The organism is Acidovorax sp. Root402, from assembly GCF_001425125.1.
GTDB lineage: Bacteria > Pseudomonadota > Gammaproteobacteria > Burkholderiales > Burkholderiaceae_C > Acidovorax > Acidovorax delafieldii.
This window is the reverse complement of record NZ_LMDQ01000010.1, coordinates 1-15,029: the sequence shown is the minus strand read 5'-3', so window position 1 is coordinate 15,029 and position 15,029 is coordinate 1. Positions and strand designations below refer to the sequence as shown.

13 protein-coding genes and 2 pseudogenes are annotated in these 15,029 nt (G+C 56.2%); 1 reads left to right on the top strand and 14 read right to left on the bottom strand.

Annotation, left to right across the window (positions count from 1 at the left end):
- The first annotated feature begins 942 nt into the window (after positions 1-942).
- A complete protein-coding gene (locus ASC83_RS05065) occupies positions 943-2,091 on the top strand; it encodes a GGDEF domain-containing protein (RefSeq protein ID WP_056059046.1) in 1,149 nt (382 codons plus the stop codon).
- Positions 2,092-2,347: 256 nt separating this feature from the next.
- On the opposite strand, the gene ASC83_RS24520 is transcribed toward ASC83_RS05065, so the two are convergent.
- The 14 genes and pseudogenes from ASC83_RS24520 to ASC83_RS05005 all read right to left on the bottom strand — a co-directional run.
- The gene (locus ASC83_RS24520) at positions 2,348-3,130 is read right to left on the bottom strand and encodes a helix-turn-helix domain-containing protein (protein WP_082522356.1); all 783 of its coding nucleotides are present in this window, start codon (positions 3,128-3,130) and stop codon (positions 2,348-2,350) included.
- On the bottom strand, positions 3,130-3,570 hold the full coding sequence (locus ASC83_RS05060) for a DUF2000 family protein (protein ID WP_056059065.1): 441 nt from the start codon (positions 3,568-3,570) through the stop codon (positions 3,130-3,132). The genes ASC83_RS24520 and ASC83_RS05060 overlap by 1 nt, the downstream gene beginning before the upstream one ends.
- A complete protein-coding gene (locus ASC83_RS05055) occupies positions 3,563-4,351 on the bottom strand; it encodes an acetoacetate decarboxylase family protein (RefSeq protein WP_056059051.1) in 789 nt (262 codons plus the stop codon). The genes ASC83_RS05060 and ASC83_RS05055 overlap by 8 nt, the downstream gene beginning before the upstream one ends.
- 414 nt (positions 4,352-4,765) lie before the next feature.
- The gene (locus tag ASC83_RS05050) at positions 4,766-5,314 is read right to left on the bottom strand and encodes a hypothetical protein (protein WP_235509322.1); all 549 of its coding nucleotides are present in this window, start codon (positions 5,312-5,314) and stop codon (positions 4,766-4,768) included.
- 1,332 nt (positions 5,315-6,646) lie between these two features.
- Positions 6,647-7,138, bottom strand: coding sequence for a leucine-rich repeat domain-containing protein (locus ASC83_RS05045; RefSeq protein WP_056059044.1), 492 nt, complete (start codon positions 7,136-7,138; stop codon positions 6,647-6,649).
- A 5-nt stretch (positions 7,139-7,143) separates the two neighbouring features.
- On the bottom strand, positions 7,144-7,545 hold the full coding sequence (locus ASC83_RS05040) for a hypothetical protein (RefSeq protein ID WP_056059042.1): 402 nt from the start codon (positions 7,543-7,545) through the stop codon (positions 7,144-7,146).
- A 348-nt stretch (positions 7,546-7,893) separates the two neighbouring features.
- Positions 7,894-8,973, bottom strand: a complete 1,080-nt coding sequence (locus ASC83_RS23875; RefSeq protein WP_156379443.1) for a hypothetical protein — start codon at positions 8,971-8,973, stop codon at positions 7,894-7,896.
- A 21-nt stretch (positions 8,974-8,994) separates the two neighbouring features.
- Positions 8,995-10,122 (bottom strand): ABC transporter substrate-binding protein, encoded by a 1,128-nt coding sequence (locus ASC83_RS05035; protein WP_056059039.1) that lies wholly within the window; start codon positions 10,120-10,122, stop codon positions 8,995-8,997.
- Between the two features lie 44 nt (positions 10,123-10,166).
- A complete protein-coding gene (locus tag ASC83_RS05030) occupies positions 10,167-10,430 on the bottom strand; it encodes a hypothetical protein (protein ID WP_056059036.1) in 264 nt (87 codons plus the stop codon).
- 680 nt (positions 10,431-11,110) lie between these two features.
- A complete protein-coding gene (locus ASC83_RS05025; RefSeq protein WP_056059031.1) occupies positions 11,111-11,722 on the bottom strand; it encodes an ANTAR domain-containing response regulator in 612 nt (203 codons plus the stop codon).
- A gap of 6 nt (positions 11,723-11,728) precedes the next feature.
- Complete coding sequence (locus ASC83_RS05020) at positions 11,729-12,886, bottom strand: transporter substrate-binding domain-containing protein (protein WP_056059028.1); 1,158 nt, start codon at positions 12,884-12,886, stop codon at positions 11,729-11,731.
- 9 nt (positions 12,887-12,895) lie between these two features.
- Positions 12,896-13,915 carry an asparaginase gene (locus ASC83_RS05015; protein ID WP_056059025.1) on the bottom strand — a complete coding sequence of 340 codons (1,020 nt, stop codon included), beginning with the start codon at positions 13,913-13,915 and terminating at the stop codon, positions 12,896-12,898.
- Between the two features lie 2 nt (positions 13,916-13,917).
- A pseudogene (locus ASC83_RS05010) lies at positions 13,918-14,643 on the bottom strand (ABC transporter ATP-binding protein).
- A pseudogene (locus tag ASC83_RS05005) lies at positions 14,640-14,930 on the bottom strand (branched-chain amino acid ABC transporter substrate-binding protein); the annotation flags it as partial. The pseudogenes ASC83_RS05010 and ASC83_RS05005, both read right to left, overlap by 4 nt.
- Positions 14,931-15,029: the final 99 nt, after the last annotated feature.

Below are 15,029 nucleotides of genomic sequence, written 5' to 3'. Positions count from 1 at the left end.
CGGATCAAGATCTCTCTTGGCTCCCTCAGCCCTATCGAATACCGGGTGAGCCTTGGACTTGCGGCATAAAACCAGTCCAAGTTTTTATCCGCACCCCCGCCATTTCCATCGAATTCTGACCCACCCTGTTGCACGAACTTAATGCTCAGTTGTGGATAACTCCTTGGTGGCAATCGTTAAGCTGGGCGCAACACTCTCGAGCCACGACTCGATCTCAGGCCAGCTTCGAGCATAGCCATCCAGCATCGAACGCAAGTTCGGCAGGTCGAGTCCAGTGGATCTGAGAGCGTGGCGCAGAGTTTCAAGACTCCACACGCGGCAAACCTGCAATAGCAAAAAGCCTACCCAATTCGACGTTTGCTCTCGTCACCCATGGGTGTATAGCGTCCAGTAGCGCATTGCTCAGATCGAGCTGCTCTGGGGAAACCTTTTCACGGCGATATCTGTGTTCACCGGAGACTCCGTCCACTGGCGGTGCAGTGAGCGTATGCTCACTAGTGGTTCATCGCGGCTGCTTGGGCTAGGGCTGTCCAATGCCGTTATGGTGACTGCCAACGGCCAGTGTTTAGAGATCCTCCAAACCTCTCGATTTTTCGGACCACCCTTTAGGCCCTGATTTGTCCAGCATAAGCACTTAGGACAATCCGGTATCCTCAGTCACGCACAGTCAAGCTCATCAAAGTCCTCAAAATTAAGGCCCTGATGACTCTTCCGAAGCGTTAACTCGGATTGGGCAAACGGTCTACTGTAAAAAGCCCCTCCGGACCCTCTTATACAGCTATCCTTAGCGCCAGGAGGCCGTTTTAATGGCTGCATAGATCGCGGGCCGGCGCAAAGTTTAACTTTGAGACGCTTCGCGTTGCAGGCTAAGACTGACCAACCGCAAGGTCGCCGGGCTCGCCATCACCTTGTGGTCCCCGCGTGGGCAAGAAGGAGTCGCCGATGATGTTTGACATCCCTACGCTGATGGCGATGGTCTTTCTCAATGCGTTCGCCATGGCTGCAGCGCTGAGCGTCGCCTCCACCGCCAAAAAAGCGCCCGGTACCACGGCATGGATCATCGGCGCGTGGTTGCAAGCCCTTGGCTGGCTTGCATTCATCGTCGGCTACCGAACTCAACTCTTCGGGTTCCTGTCGGCAGGTGCCGTCTTATTTTCGCTAAGCTTGAGCTTGGCCCACCACTCGGTCCGGTGTTTCGCAGGCCACTCAGAAAGACGTGCATGGTTTTTCTGGGCGCCGGTATGTGTCGCAGTAGTTCATCCACTCGCGTTCATTACAGAGCACAGCACTTTTCGCATTGGCTTCGTGGCGTTCGCCACCTTCGTGCAAACAACGTCCATCTTGGTGGAAGTGCTTCGAAGTCCGAAAAAAATTACGTCTGGCTGGCGGTGGCTGATCGTTTTCACAATGGGCGGCACAGCGTGCCTGTCACTTCTGAAGCTGGTCAGTTTGGCCACTGCGTCCAATCCCTCGTTGGAATCACCCGACGTTATGAACGTTATCGCCCTGGTCGTCGCAACGATCAATGTGAACTTGAACTCTCTAGCCTTGCTTGTGGCGCAGCGGCTTGACGCGCAGCGAAAGCTTGAATTTCTGGCCTCAACAGATGCTTTGACGGGCCTCGTGAACCGCCGCTCCTTAATCGATTTCGGTGAACATCGATTCCAACAAGCGCAGGAGTCAGGCTCTCCCCTCACGGTCGTCATGCTCGACCTGGACTTTTTCAAGGTTATCAATGACACCCACGGCCACCTGGTGGGGGATGAGGTGCTCAAGACGTTTGGCGCGATGCTTTTGCTGAAGGTACGCGGGCCGGATCTGGTGGGCCGCTATGGGGGCGAAGAGTTCTGCATCATCATGCCCCACTCGCGGATCGAAGCAGCTTTGTCTGTCGATCAGCGCATCCGGGAGGCGTTTGCTCAAGCACGCTTTGAGATCCCCGGACTGCAGCCTACGTTCAGCGCCGGAGCGGCCCAGATGCTCCGGTCTGACAAGAGTTTCAGCGCGGTGCTGGGCCGCGCTGACGAGTGCCTCTATACGGCAAAACAATCTGGCAGGGCTAAGATTGTGCTTTCGGAACAAGAGGATTGAGTGACTGCAAGCGTCGCTCTGAGACCTAGCCTGCACAAGACCTCCGCCTGCGAACGCCGGTCGCCTCGCCCAAACGGACCATACCAAGGCTGAGTATTGCGAGGCCCCGACCGGGGGCGTGGGCTAAACAGTTGAGTCCAGTCAGGACTGGGGCCGACACGCATGGCCGTAGAGTAAAAAGCGTTCCGTAAAGCGGGCAGCTCCTTCCACCTGCAGCGTACCAAAGGGTCTGCATACGCCGACTTAGAAGAGATGCTCAACCACGCTCTTGCAGCGCCTCTTGAAGATCCCCCGGCGAATAGCCAAAAGTTTTCCGGAACCAGCGTGTGAAGTGCGCTTGATCAGAAAACCCACAATCTGCCGCGATCGATGCAAGCGGTCGTCCATCCAAAAGCAGCTGCTTGGCTCGATGCAAACGCACTGCCCGGAGGTACTCACCTGGCGCCATCCCCAACCAATCACGCGACACCCTGTGAAGGCGCTCACGACTGACCGAGCAGTGAAGCGCCAAGCCGGCCACTGACGTCTCACCACTGAGCACGGCGACTTGTACCTTCTGAATAAGCGATCTAACGGACTGGCTAGGTATCGGGTCCGCTATCACGCCGGCCCGAGGTGCAAGTTCATCGCACAACAACGGCAGCGCATCTCGCATCCAAGATTGAGCCTTTTCGGCTGAGTCGAGTTCTCGCGCACGGCCCGCAAGCCGGGGCGACTGAACTACGCCACTGCGAGCGGGGGGAGCGAGGCCTTCTCTAGCAAACCACTCGGCTGGGACATAGAGCATCGTCACCAGGACACCACCAAGAGAGTCAGGCGCAGTAAGTGCCCCGGTGTGTACCGTTCCGGGAGAAATCGCGATCAGGTCGCCCGAGCGCGCGCCAAACGGCTGACCACCCACAATGCATCTACATTCGCCGCGAACGACAGCGCCAAATGACCATTCATCGTGCCAATGTGGCACCCATTCCTGCCCATGTTGTTGGTGGCTCACCTGCTCCAGGTCAAACCCCCTAAGTCGACGGATTTCGGACCGCATCAGCGCCACAGCGGCAAGCTCCCGGTGAGGCGATTTACCCAGCGTTTCGGTCCGGCGAGCCCTATCCCGAGCATCGGCTCATCCACGTGGTGCGCAGTTTGATGATGCGCCCGATATTGGGCGAAATCATGAACGGACTGGGCATACGCCGGGAACAACGAAACCTCGCCGCGCTCCGCTGCCGGGATGTCTATAGCCTGCCTCAGCAATGCGCTCATTGCTTCCGGCAGTGCGCTCAAAACGGCAATGGGAAGGTGAGACGACGCGACTGTCTCCAAGTCATCAGCGTCAACCAGCGTCCCTCCCGCCCATCCTGGGCGCGCCCCTGCAAGCCCTGCCGCCAAGCACGCCGCGATGTTTGCTGCCTGGCCTGCAGTCAGACTGGCCGCCACCACGACTGCGACTTTGTCGGGTTGAGCCTTTTGTTCGGTGTCATGCATCGCGCGCACCTCCCACAGTAATGCCGATCCACCCCGCACTTGCATCCTCCGTCTGCACGTTGCCAAGCAGGTCCATCTCTTCGCCTGGATGAGCGAAGACTCGCAAGGAAGCGGTAGCCGCGTGCCACCCCTCCCCTACCCGAGCGCTGATTTCCGGAACAACGAGCACAGGCGATGGGAGTTGTTCGGGTTTCCGAAGGTCTGGCCAGCCGACTGCGCCAATGGTCGGGTACTGCAGGAACCCCAACGGCCGACCTGGCTCCCCCGTCAGGCGAGCCTCAGCTTCAAACAACCGCCGGTCCTTCACCGCCAGGCTCGCGCCCAATTGGCTACCAACGCGCAGTGGTGCCGCAGCCGGGTGGTCGAGAGGAAGACTGCGTGTAAGCCACGTGGAGCCGATTTTCTTGGGCCATCCCTGCAACAGTCCTCGCACCAGTGAGATGTCCTGATCAACCCAAATGGCAGGGCAGTAGTTGCAGAGCGTGCCATCGGACCGTTCGATTTCAAGCACGACGATGGTCTCCCGGTACTGAGCGATCACCGGATCCAGGAGCTCATGGCCGTCTGTGCATGCCTGCCAGTCAGCGAAGTGCACGGTACCCCTTCCTGACAGCTTTCCGACAGGCGGGGTCAATTGGCCAGCCTCTTTTCCGTCATATCGAAAAGCTACGTTAAGAAGCCACCCTGCGTAATGCCAAGGCGGCGCAGCTACCAGTGCAGCACGGCCGCTGGCTGTGAACGGCGCGGTGAAACTTCGATGGGCAAAGGCTAATTGGTTCATGCCGGAAATCATCCGGCAACCGTCAAGCTAAAGCTAGAACGGATGTGAACTAGGTTAGGGCGCACTCTTTTTGCGAGCGAAGACGAGCAGGTCTTCAGGACTCCACAGATGGCCTGGCCAAGAGCGGTAACCGCGGAACCAAAGAATGCTGTCAACGCGACGCAAGTAAGAACCTTTGGGTGTCTCGTGGCGGAAGTCTTCCATTGGCCGTGCAAGATAACCCAGCCCCTTGCCACGTTGCCACGAACCTCAAGGTCGCAACCCATCCCTCACAGCACCCTTGACATTTCAGATGCATGGTCGGCAACAGTGGGTTCAATCAGCCTCTCCACATGTCTTCATGCCGAATGTCCGACGTCTAGCCACTACTCGCAGCAACCGATCTTTCGGGACCGCACGCCTAGAAATTTAAGATTATGTGCCATCAAGCACCCATCGAATTTCTGAACTGATCAAGCTGATCAGTTCTTTAGGTTCAGGAGAGGAGTCAATGCAGATGACGGGACAACGTCGATCGCACAGCCACTCATTGTGGCGAGCTAAGCTGCGCCCCGTCATGGCTCCGCTGTCGTACTGGGCGGCCCACGCAAGAAACTCTGGCCGGACGGATCCGAAAAGCGCTGTGTCACGCTGCTTGATTCGCTCAATGCGCACGGCTGTGGGAGCGTAAAGAAACACGACTACGTCAAATCCGTCTTCGATATCATCGTTCCAGCCGATGACTGACCCGGCCGCTACCAATTTAGCATTCTTCTCAAATACGGTGAGCATTAATGCAGAGCGCGCATCGTAAGACCTGGCCTGTTGGAATGGAGGCGCGGATTCAACCCACTGGAGTTGATCAGTGTCCTGGAATGTTGCATCGAGGCGTAGAGCGACCCCCGCCCCAACAGTTGAGGTGCCAGACCCTGAAGCTCCGCTAATAAGAATGCGCATTGACGTGCGAGCATGGAACATGGACATGACTGGCAAACCTTCAAACATGCCACTTTTTTTGATCCGTTCGCCGCAAGCTAACTCCAAGCAGACACGCACCGGATTGGTCGGCTTGTATTTCTGGCATCTCAACGGCCAAGCCGAGCAATAGCCGACGAATGCGATTGCCGTTGGATGGAAACGGTGCGGCGTAGAGGAAAGGTTAGACTTTGCAAAACTCCTGCTCAGCAACTATGCGCAGCTCATCAGAGTTTCTTCAGGAATATCCCTGCGTCATGGTCTCTTCAACGTGAGCTCACACGTCTTGGCGGCAGCCAGCCCGACAAAGGCATCGGCAACTTGTATTGCCTCACTCGGAACATATGCCAATTTGGCTCAGAAGAAAATGCATTTCCAGATGCAAGCATGAATTTAATCCTAAAACTCGAGATCGTGCGTGATAGAAAGCACTGACAGCGATGTAAAACGGCGGATTCATCATGAAATCACAAGCCTTAATTCATGAAACCCACCAGTCCAAGTGTAAAAACGGCCGACTCTGATTAGGCAAAAGAACCGTTATTATGCCTCGCCCGCACGCGGCCCCACAACGCATTCCAAAGTATCGGATTGACACATTCGGTGCCAGTTGTCCTGTACTTTGGACAATTACCGCTGCGTCTCCAACTTCAAGCTGTTCCAGGACAACTCGCATAGCTTGAGGGCTAAGGTTCTCGGCGACAAGAGCGCACCTGTATTCAAGTCCACGCTCCCGTGGCGACTTTTTCTGCTGGGTACGCGCGCTGTTTAGTAATACCGCAGCTTTACTGCCGTACTTTGACAGCGCGACCCTGTCCAGAAGAACTATGGCATCTTCCACTGGCACAGCAATGCAGTCGACCGGTCTAGCGGTGCGCTGAATTATTGTTCTCGTCTCGTCAATGTCTATGCCCGCAGGCGGGGCTGTATACGGATGCGCGGAAGTGGAAATCATACTAACTAGTGCAGTCACGGCGTAGAACAAAATGCAGATATTTATTTTCATATAATCGCAATATAATTTTTTCGCGGCCGCCTTGCTCTCAGTACGGAAGAAACGATAGCTGCCCTGGGCGTCGCCGCCGAGAATTGTCGCCGGCGCGGCATATCGCTTTGCAACCCCGCTTTGTTTCTGCAGACGAGACCGGTAAGCATTAGAGCGGCCGCGCATCCGGGCTGATTGAGCTTCACGGCAACCGCCTCAAACCTTAAAGGTGCCAACAATGCCCGCCAACTTGGGCGCTTAATAATCTCCCCATACCCGCCGTTTATGCCAGAACAAATTTCATAGCTTTATATTTAGATTCGACCCTGTGCGCGCAATTGGTATATGTTGCGGACTCAGCGCGCCGCCCTCGCCTTCTTCACTTGCGCGGCGGTGTGACTGAAATGCTTCTTGGCGGTGAACAGGATGAAATCGAGCGCGGGATGCTCCACCAGAGGCTGCAGGTCCCCGTCCAGCACATCCGTGTTAGAGAAATCGAACCAGTCCAGCCGCTCCAGATCGCGCAGGAACCCCAGCGATGGCAGGGGGGGCGCGCCGTTGAGGACCAATTTCGTCAGCGTCCCGAGGTGCTTGAGCTGGTCGGCCAGACCGTCTGCATGGCGAGCGCCCTCCAGGGTCAACTTCGTCAGTTCCCGGCATCGGCCCAGGTCCGCGATGTCCTGCAGACCCCGAGGTTGGACGAGGGAGAGCGCAGTCAGGTGTCGGCAGGCGGCCAAGCCATCCAACGAGCGGACCTTCGAGCGGAATAGGTTGAGTTCGCGGAGTTGCGGGGCCATGCGCAGGAAGCCCAGGTCGCCTTCCGCAGGCGCCGCTCCGGTCAGGCTCAACCGGTTCAGGCACGGGTAGGTCGGCGCGAACGGGTGCCTGGGGCCCAAATCTGGCCCAAGGACTCGAGCGCCAGGAATCGCTCGCAGTCCACCGGCGGGTTGAGGTCGTCATTGCAGTAATAGGCCTTCAAGTCGCCCGCATGCCGCTGCAGCGGCGCGAGATCCACCTTCCGGTGCAGCATGAGGTGCAACTTGCCCACCCCGTCGAAGGCGTCGAGGCACGACACCTCGGCCAGATCCGGGTTCTGCGCCTCGGAAAGCCCCAGCTGTATGTACCGGCCGGATTTCCAGAGCACCGCGCAAGCCCGGGCTTCGGCGGCGTCGATGTAGAGGGTGCGATCCAGCAACCGGCCGCTGATGACGGCGTCGACTTCCTTCGCGCGGCCCGGCAGGCGTTCGTCGCTCATGGCCGTGCAATCAGGCACAGCCACGCAATCGGCGGGAGCAATATTGCGCTGAGCGATCGTTCTTGTCTCATCGATGTCCACCAGGCAGGTGGGGCCTCATACGAATGCACGGGAGTTGAAATCACGATGATTAATGCAGCCATCGCGCAGCACGATAACGTGCCTTTATTTTCTCGTAATCGCATTCTGACCTTCTCATAATCGTTATATTCTTAATAAAGATCGGGGCTTTTCGTGAGCAACGTTGGTTCCGCGCTCAAGCCGGTGAGGCGGTTGCGTCCAAACAATGCGACGCCCAAGCCACCGAGACGGTGATCGCGAAGCCCAAGCCAGGACGGACACCAATCTTTAGGTTCTTGAACATGCCGAACCTTCGGCTTCCTTGCCGGCTTGTCGGCGTGTGGAGCATTCGGCGCTGCGCGACGGCGTCGCACATGAGTGATTGGCACAAAGCACGGGCATCTTCACGCCCCACTTCACTTCGTCGCTGTAGCGCCAGCCAAGATAATCCAGGCACCGCTGGGCCTCGCATGCTCGGTAGACAACCACTTGAACTACTGGTGCGTCACCGTAGGACTGACCCGACAAGCCTACGTCAGCCGAGCTTTTGCGTCCCAGCGGTCGCCCAACCACAATGGCTGAGCCATCCTTGCCAAACGTGTCCGAACTGACGTTAGTCAAAAGGACTTGAGAGAATCCAGCGGTTGGATCAGCATCAACGACTGAAGCAATGGTCGAAGTCAGCATCCTGTGGAGCCGGACTGGAATAGCAACTGTTTTGTCCTGCCATTTAAACGGGTCGCGCGCCACCTGGGCCGTAGTAAGCCATACGTGCACGTTTTCCCGACGGGTCAGTTCATAAAACGCCGTCCTCGCTGCCGCCTCACGATTGGATCTGTCGTTTTGGCTTTTAAATTGGCTTAAGCGCTCAGCGACAGGGTTGCGGTAGACACGCACTTCTGGAGGCTGTCCGTTTTCCGAGACTACGGCCGCGTTGACTTTCGCCTGCTGGTAATTAGATGGGCTTATTACCCCCTGTAGCACGGGGAAAGATTCCCAAAGATTGACGGTCACAGAGTAGAAACCTGTCTTTGGTGGGCATGCAACTATTGTTTTTGAAAATGCGCGCTTCATTAATGTCTTAACCGCGTCATCATCTTCCAGCAGTTTCGCGGGAACGCCCGTCACGACGACCTCCCGAACAGTACACCCACTCCCGTCGCCGCTGACATCTGAGGATTGAATGAAAAGCAGCTTAAATCCCTCGACATTTCCTCTGTCAGTGACGATGAGCATGTTTTCGCCTGTGCCGGAGCCACCCTTCGCGGCCATCGCAGGAGTAAAGGGCATTACGAGGGCCAACACCAGAATAATTAAGGTTGCCCAAATTGGATGCCGGGGATCGTACTTGGCCTCAGTGTTTCTCATGGCTGGGATCTTTCTAATGGGTTACCGTACGAAGCCACCGTCGGCCCTGAGCTGAACCAGCTCCACAAACCGCGAACCAGTATGCCCTCCGTCGGTAAAATCCACGTCAAGACCGCCAACTCTTGTATTTAGCGATCGGAGCACGGTTTGCAGCCTTTGTCGACTAACGTCCTTTTCGCACTTCTTAAGCGCCGCTATCATTACAAGCGCGTTTAAGTATCCTTCGTAGCTGTAGTACGAAATAGGCACGCTCTCCTTGTCTGCGAGCCGTCTAAAGGAACGAGCAACATCGTTCGACTGACTCCAGGGATAGGGTATGACCTGCGAAATGATCAGATTTTTAGCCTTTTCACCGATTGCTTTAGCGATCGTGTCACCTGGAACTATTGACATTCCGTAGAACGTGGGGACGCTTCCGGCTGCCCAAGTCTGCTCCATGAGCTTCGTTGCGACGCTGCCTCCGAGATACATAATGACTGCCTGAGGTTTCGAAGCGGCAATGATCTTTGCAGCCTGTTCGATATTGCTCCCGTCGACATTGACGTTGACCGTACTCGTGGGGACATAGCCTTTGCTTGATATTGCTTTATCGCAAAGACCTGCGACCTCGTTTCCCCCGGGGTTATTGAGGTGGGCGATAGCAATCTTTACGACCCCAATGGTGGTCAGATGCTGCACCAGAACCTCCAATTCGCGGGCATTGGTAGCGCGCAGGAAAAACGCACTTCCCTTCACGGATTCGCGCGCGGAGTCTGCGACAGCGTACGCACCGAAGAGCGGGCAGCCACTTTCCTTCAAAATCGGGGCGGCAGCAGATGTGGTGGCAGAACCCACCGAGCCAAAAAACCCTACAAGCCCTTGCGTTCCCATCAGCGTCCGATAATTTTCGACGGCGGTCTTGGGGTTGAGGGAGTCGTCTAAAGCCACGAGCCTCACCTCCCTGCCATCAATTCCGCCTTGGGCGAGGTTCTCGGCAAATGCAAGGTTTGCCCCCTTCAGCATCATCTTGACCGGATCCCCAAGCGGCCCGGTCAAGATGCCTGTCATCCCTAACACTAACGGCGGTAGGTTACGCTGAGCACGGGAAACCCCGTGTAAGCCAGAGCAGGCCAGGCCCAGTGCACTTAATAGAACTTTCCTTCTCGACATATCCCCTCCACCAAATGTATTCTTATGACGCCCGCAGTGTTGCTTTATTCAAAGACGGGCCAATATCGAAAACTAACGGCTTTGAGCGTAGGCTCCTGAAGGTAAGTCTTCACCAAATCAACATCCGAAGTCTCGAAGCTCACCGTAAAATAATCTTGCGATGAGGTGATTCCGTCGCCTGTGCGGAAATATTTATTGGTCTGTGTAACGTTTATTTGAACCCCGAGATCATTTTCTATGGCGGTGAGCGCCATAGTCTCAGCTCTTTTATGGGCGCCGTAATCAATCTGTACGTGATTCATCGTCATTCTTTCTCCACGGGAAACGTCCCGCCTCATAGTAAATATACTGCCCCAATCGGGCCAATTTGCAACACAGAAATAGTCAAGCGTCGCAAAACAAATAACCCGCGACGCTGTCATCAAAATTTTCCGCTCCTATTGGCGAAAAGTACAAACGAGAAGCTCCTCCCAGCCTAATCGTCATTCCGTCACTTGGTCGGTTCAAGCGACAGTGAGCATGTGCCCTTCGGTAATTGTGCCTTTGTGCCGCACCTTTTGAAGATCATAAGTTTTTGCACGACTATAAAATTGAAGGTTTTAACCTTGGAATGGAATGCCCGCGACATTAAGGTTTGCGCAGGCACTTCGCGGAACCTTCGCATTTTTCTAAGTTTTTGCGACCTTGGTCTAATGATGAGGGGCCCGCGCCGAGAAATACTTTTATTGAAAATCGGCTTGTGAAAAATTTTCTGACGACCTGCACCCGCGCCTACTCAGGAACTACGAATATTACCGTGAGGAATCCTCATTATCATCGTCCTTACGTCCAAATATCTCTTGGCTCACGCCACCTTTGCCGATATTATTCATAAATAATTAGCCTTACATTTTTCCATTTTTTGCTATCAATTCATGCGCCGGAAATTATCTCGTCGCATGCTCGATGCGAGCACGTCTTGGCCACGCAGTTGTCGAGCTGGAAGGCTTCAAGATTTGTTGAACCCCAGCTTCTCCATGGCTTCATGCGTCTCCATGAGCATGGCGGCGACCTCGGCTACTGTTACGCGCAGGCCTGTGGCACGTTCCCGCATGTGCTCATAGGCCTGTGCCTCCGTCATGCGCTGGTAATCAACGAGCACGCGAATAGCCTTTTCAATCTGCCGGCGAGATTTAATGGTGGATTCAAGCTTTTCGATCTTGCCTTGCAGGCGCTGCTGAAAGCCCTGTGATGCCCGTGCGAGCACCAGTGTGCTCAAGATGCCCGATGAACGAAACGGCTTGGTGATAACACCGTGGGCTTTGGTGTCGAGCAAAAGCTTCAGCGTGGTCGGACTCTCATAATCCGAGAGAGCCACAAATGCTGCATCAACCGCGCTAGCGTTCCAGGCGCTGCTACCTTCCAGATCCTGCGACACCTGGAAAAAGATCACATCAATGCCAGTAGGTGGCTCGGGCGGGAACGGCCACACCACCCTGAGGCGACAACCAATGCGCTGCAATTGCTGCACTACCACGTCCCGGTCTTCACCTGGCGGGTAAACCACCGTGACGCTGATGCTTCGCAAGTCTTCGTAGAGGCGGCGGAGGCTTGAACTCATACTGTGTCACCTCAGCCAAAATTCCGAGAAACCAAAAGTCGAGAGGTATGGGTCAGGCCGCACCGGCTCAGACGCTTCCCACGCGATGTCAAATTGACCGTCAGCGCGACAGATGCCTATGCGGGGGGTTAAAACGCAGTGGTTGTTGTCAGCGTCCACCATTACGCGACCTTCGGGAGAATCGAAGGACACCGCCCGGACGGCTTCGACTAGCCTACGTCGGTCCATACTGCCTGCGCGTTGCAGCGCCAAAGCGAAAAGATGCACCTGGGTGTAAGCCATCTCGGACCAAGTGCTGGTGGGCCGGTCGCCAAAGCGCTGTCGCCACAGCGCTACAAAGCGCTGGTTACTCTCGTTCTGCACCGATCCGAAATATGTGGCGGATGTGATATGGCCTTCGCACAGTGCCGGCCCGATCTGACGGATCTCTTCTTCGGCCATGGACAAACTGGCAATGGGCATCTTCTTGGGGTCCAGGCCAAAATCTGGGTACAACTGATAAAACTGCCGCGCCGATTGCCCCACTAAGGTTGAAAACACCACGTCGGGCTGCTGGGCCTTGATGTCAGCCAACACTTCCTTGAGTTCAGCGCTGCCCGCTTCTATGGGTAAATAGACCTCTTCCAAGATTTCGCCGCCATGCTGCTCGACGATGTCTCGCATGATTCGATTGGACTCACGGGGATAGATATAGTCTGCGCCGACCAAGAAAAAGCGCGTGCCGCGGTTTTGCATCAGATACGCGGCTAGCTGCACGCTGTTCTGATTCGGCACGGCGCCGGTATAGATAACGTTGGGCGAGTACTCGAAACCTTCGTAAAATGAGCAATACCACAGCAGTGCGTTGTTTCTCTCGATCACCGGCAACACCGCTTTTCGGCTGGATGACCGGGAGCAGCCGAAGATTACGGTGACCTCATCTTCAAGCAGCAACCGCGTGGCTAGCTTGCGGTACTCGGCGGTATCGCCTCTCGGGTCGTAGACCACAGGAACTATCGGGCGGTCAAGCACGCCGCCGAGTTGATTGATCTCCTCGATAGCTAGAGCCGTGCCGAAAAAATGCTCTGACTCGGTAACGCTTGTTGGCCCTGATCGGGAGAATAGTACGCCGACGCGCCAGCCGTCCTCCTGAGATTGCAGCGGTGGTGAAAGGTCATCGGTCATGGTGCTCCTTCATTGGTCGAACATGCTCTGCAACTGCTGCGCCGTCCTTGGGGTCTGCAACAGCAGCATCAGAAGGATGCGGGCTTTGTGCGCGCTGAGATTGTCAGCAAACACTGCACCTGCTGCCTTGAGCGTGAGGCCCCCGCCGTCAAATCCGTAGGCCGGGCGTACCCGTCCATTCGGCACGCGGGTGGAGATGACCACCGTCACGCCCTTTTTCATAGCCTGGCAAATGGCGTCGAACATACTCGCGTTCACGTTGCCAAAGCCGAGGGCCTGCACCACGATCCCACGCGCTCCCAGAGATACCGCTGAAAGCACCATGTCCCCACTGGCGCCTGCGAACATTGGCACGATCTCCACCCTCGGCAAGGGCCCTGCGTGCAGTGGCACATACTTGCGTCGAGTCGAGCGGCGGGAGAGCACCACTCCGTCCTCATCGATAACCCCCAGCAAACCGTAGTCGCCCGACTTGAATGCCTCCACATCGGCGGTATGGGTCTTACTGACTTCTCGCGCAGCATTGATTTGGTTGTTCATTGCCACCACCACACCAAGACCTCGCGCACGACGATCCACACAAACGCGCGCAGCGTTAATCAAATTACGCGGCCCGTCGAAATCTGGGACTGACGCATTGCGCTGCGCTCCAAGCATCACTACGGGCTTTTCACTGGCGACCGTGAGATCAAGGAACCAGGCTGTTTCCTCCAGCGTGTCAGTGCCGTGCGAGATGATGACACCGGTAATCTCAGGGCGTGCTAACGCCTCGCTCACCGCGTGCCATAGTTCAACCCATCGCTCGGGATCCATGTAGTCGGACGGAATGTTGAAGAGCTCACGCACTTCTAGCCGCGCCACGCGTGAGATAGTGGGAACTGCAGCGAGCAAATCGTCGCCCGAGAGTGCGGGTACCGCTCCGCCGTGCTCGGGGTCGACCTTCATAGCGATAGTGCCACCAGTGGCGATCAACTGACATAGAGGCCGGGGTGGGAACACATGCCCAGTCAAGGGTAGCGGGCTAACCATGCTTATACCCGGAGGTGGCTGAAGACGGCTTCAACTGCGCCATTGGCTTTGGCCAACCCCTGGTCCACCAACTCGCCCTGCTTGAGGATCACATAGCGGTCAGCGACCTTCAGAGCGAAGGGCACGTTTTACTCCACTATTAGCATGGTGGTGCCGCGCTGGGCACGTTCCTGCAGCAGAGCGTCGGCCAGTCTGTCGATTACCGAGGGTTGGAGGCCCTCTGTAATTTCATCGAGGAGGATTACCTTAGGCTGCATCATCAGAGCCCGCGCAAGCAGAAGCATTTTCTGTTCGCCGCCCGAGAGCGTTCCAGCGTACTGCTGCAGCCGGCTTTTAAAGACCGGAAATAGCGGCTCAACGCTGGCGAAGCGCTCGTCGAAACAGGACTCCTGTACCAATCCCAAGCGCAGGTTGTCGCGGATGCTGAGATCGGCAAACAGTGGCTGTTCCTGCGAGGCGTAAGCCACGCCGCAGCGCGCAATACGGTGGGGCGGCAGGCGAGTGATGTTCTCTCCGTGGAGATGGACCGTTCCAGATTTTTTGACTAGGTAGCCCATGACCGTCTTGAGCAACGTGCTCTTTCCCATGCCGTTTTTGCCCAACAAGGCCACTGCCTCGCCCTCGCGAACCTCAAGGCTCAGGTCGCGCAGGACCAAAGATGTGCGGTAGCCACTGGTGACGCCCTGCAGCGCCAAAGCCGGTGTGAATGCGATGACGGCGCCGTTCATGCTGCCTCCTTCACGGCATGGGTGCTACCGGAATAGATCGTTTTCACCAGCTCTGAGTTGACGACCTCCTGGAAACTGCCCTCCATAGCAATGGCGCCTTGGTGCAGCACGACGATCCGGGTAGATATGAGCTCTACGAAATCGAGGTCATGCTCGACCAACAAGCAGCACAAACCGTAGTTGTTTGCAAGTGACGAGAGCACCTCTCCAATTTGTGTGCGTTCGGTCTTCGTCAGCCCGGCAGTGGGCTCATCCAGGAGCACCACCCGCGGCTCCAGAGCCAACACTGTTGATTTCCACGCAGAAGTGACCCACTAACCCCCAGGATTTCCATCTAAATCTGATCCACGTACTAACCCTAACCTGCTGCTTTGTTGAGCAGCAGG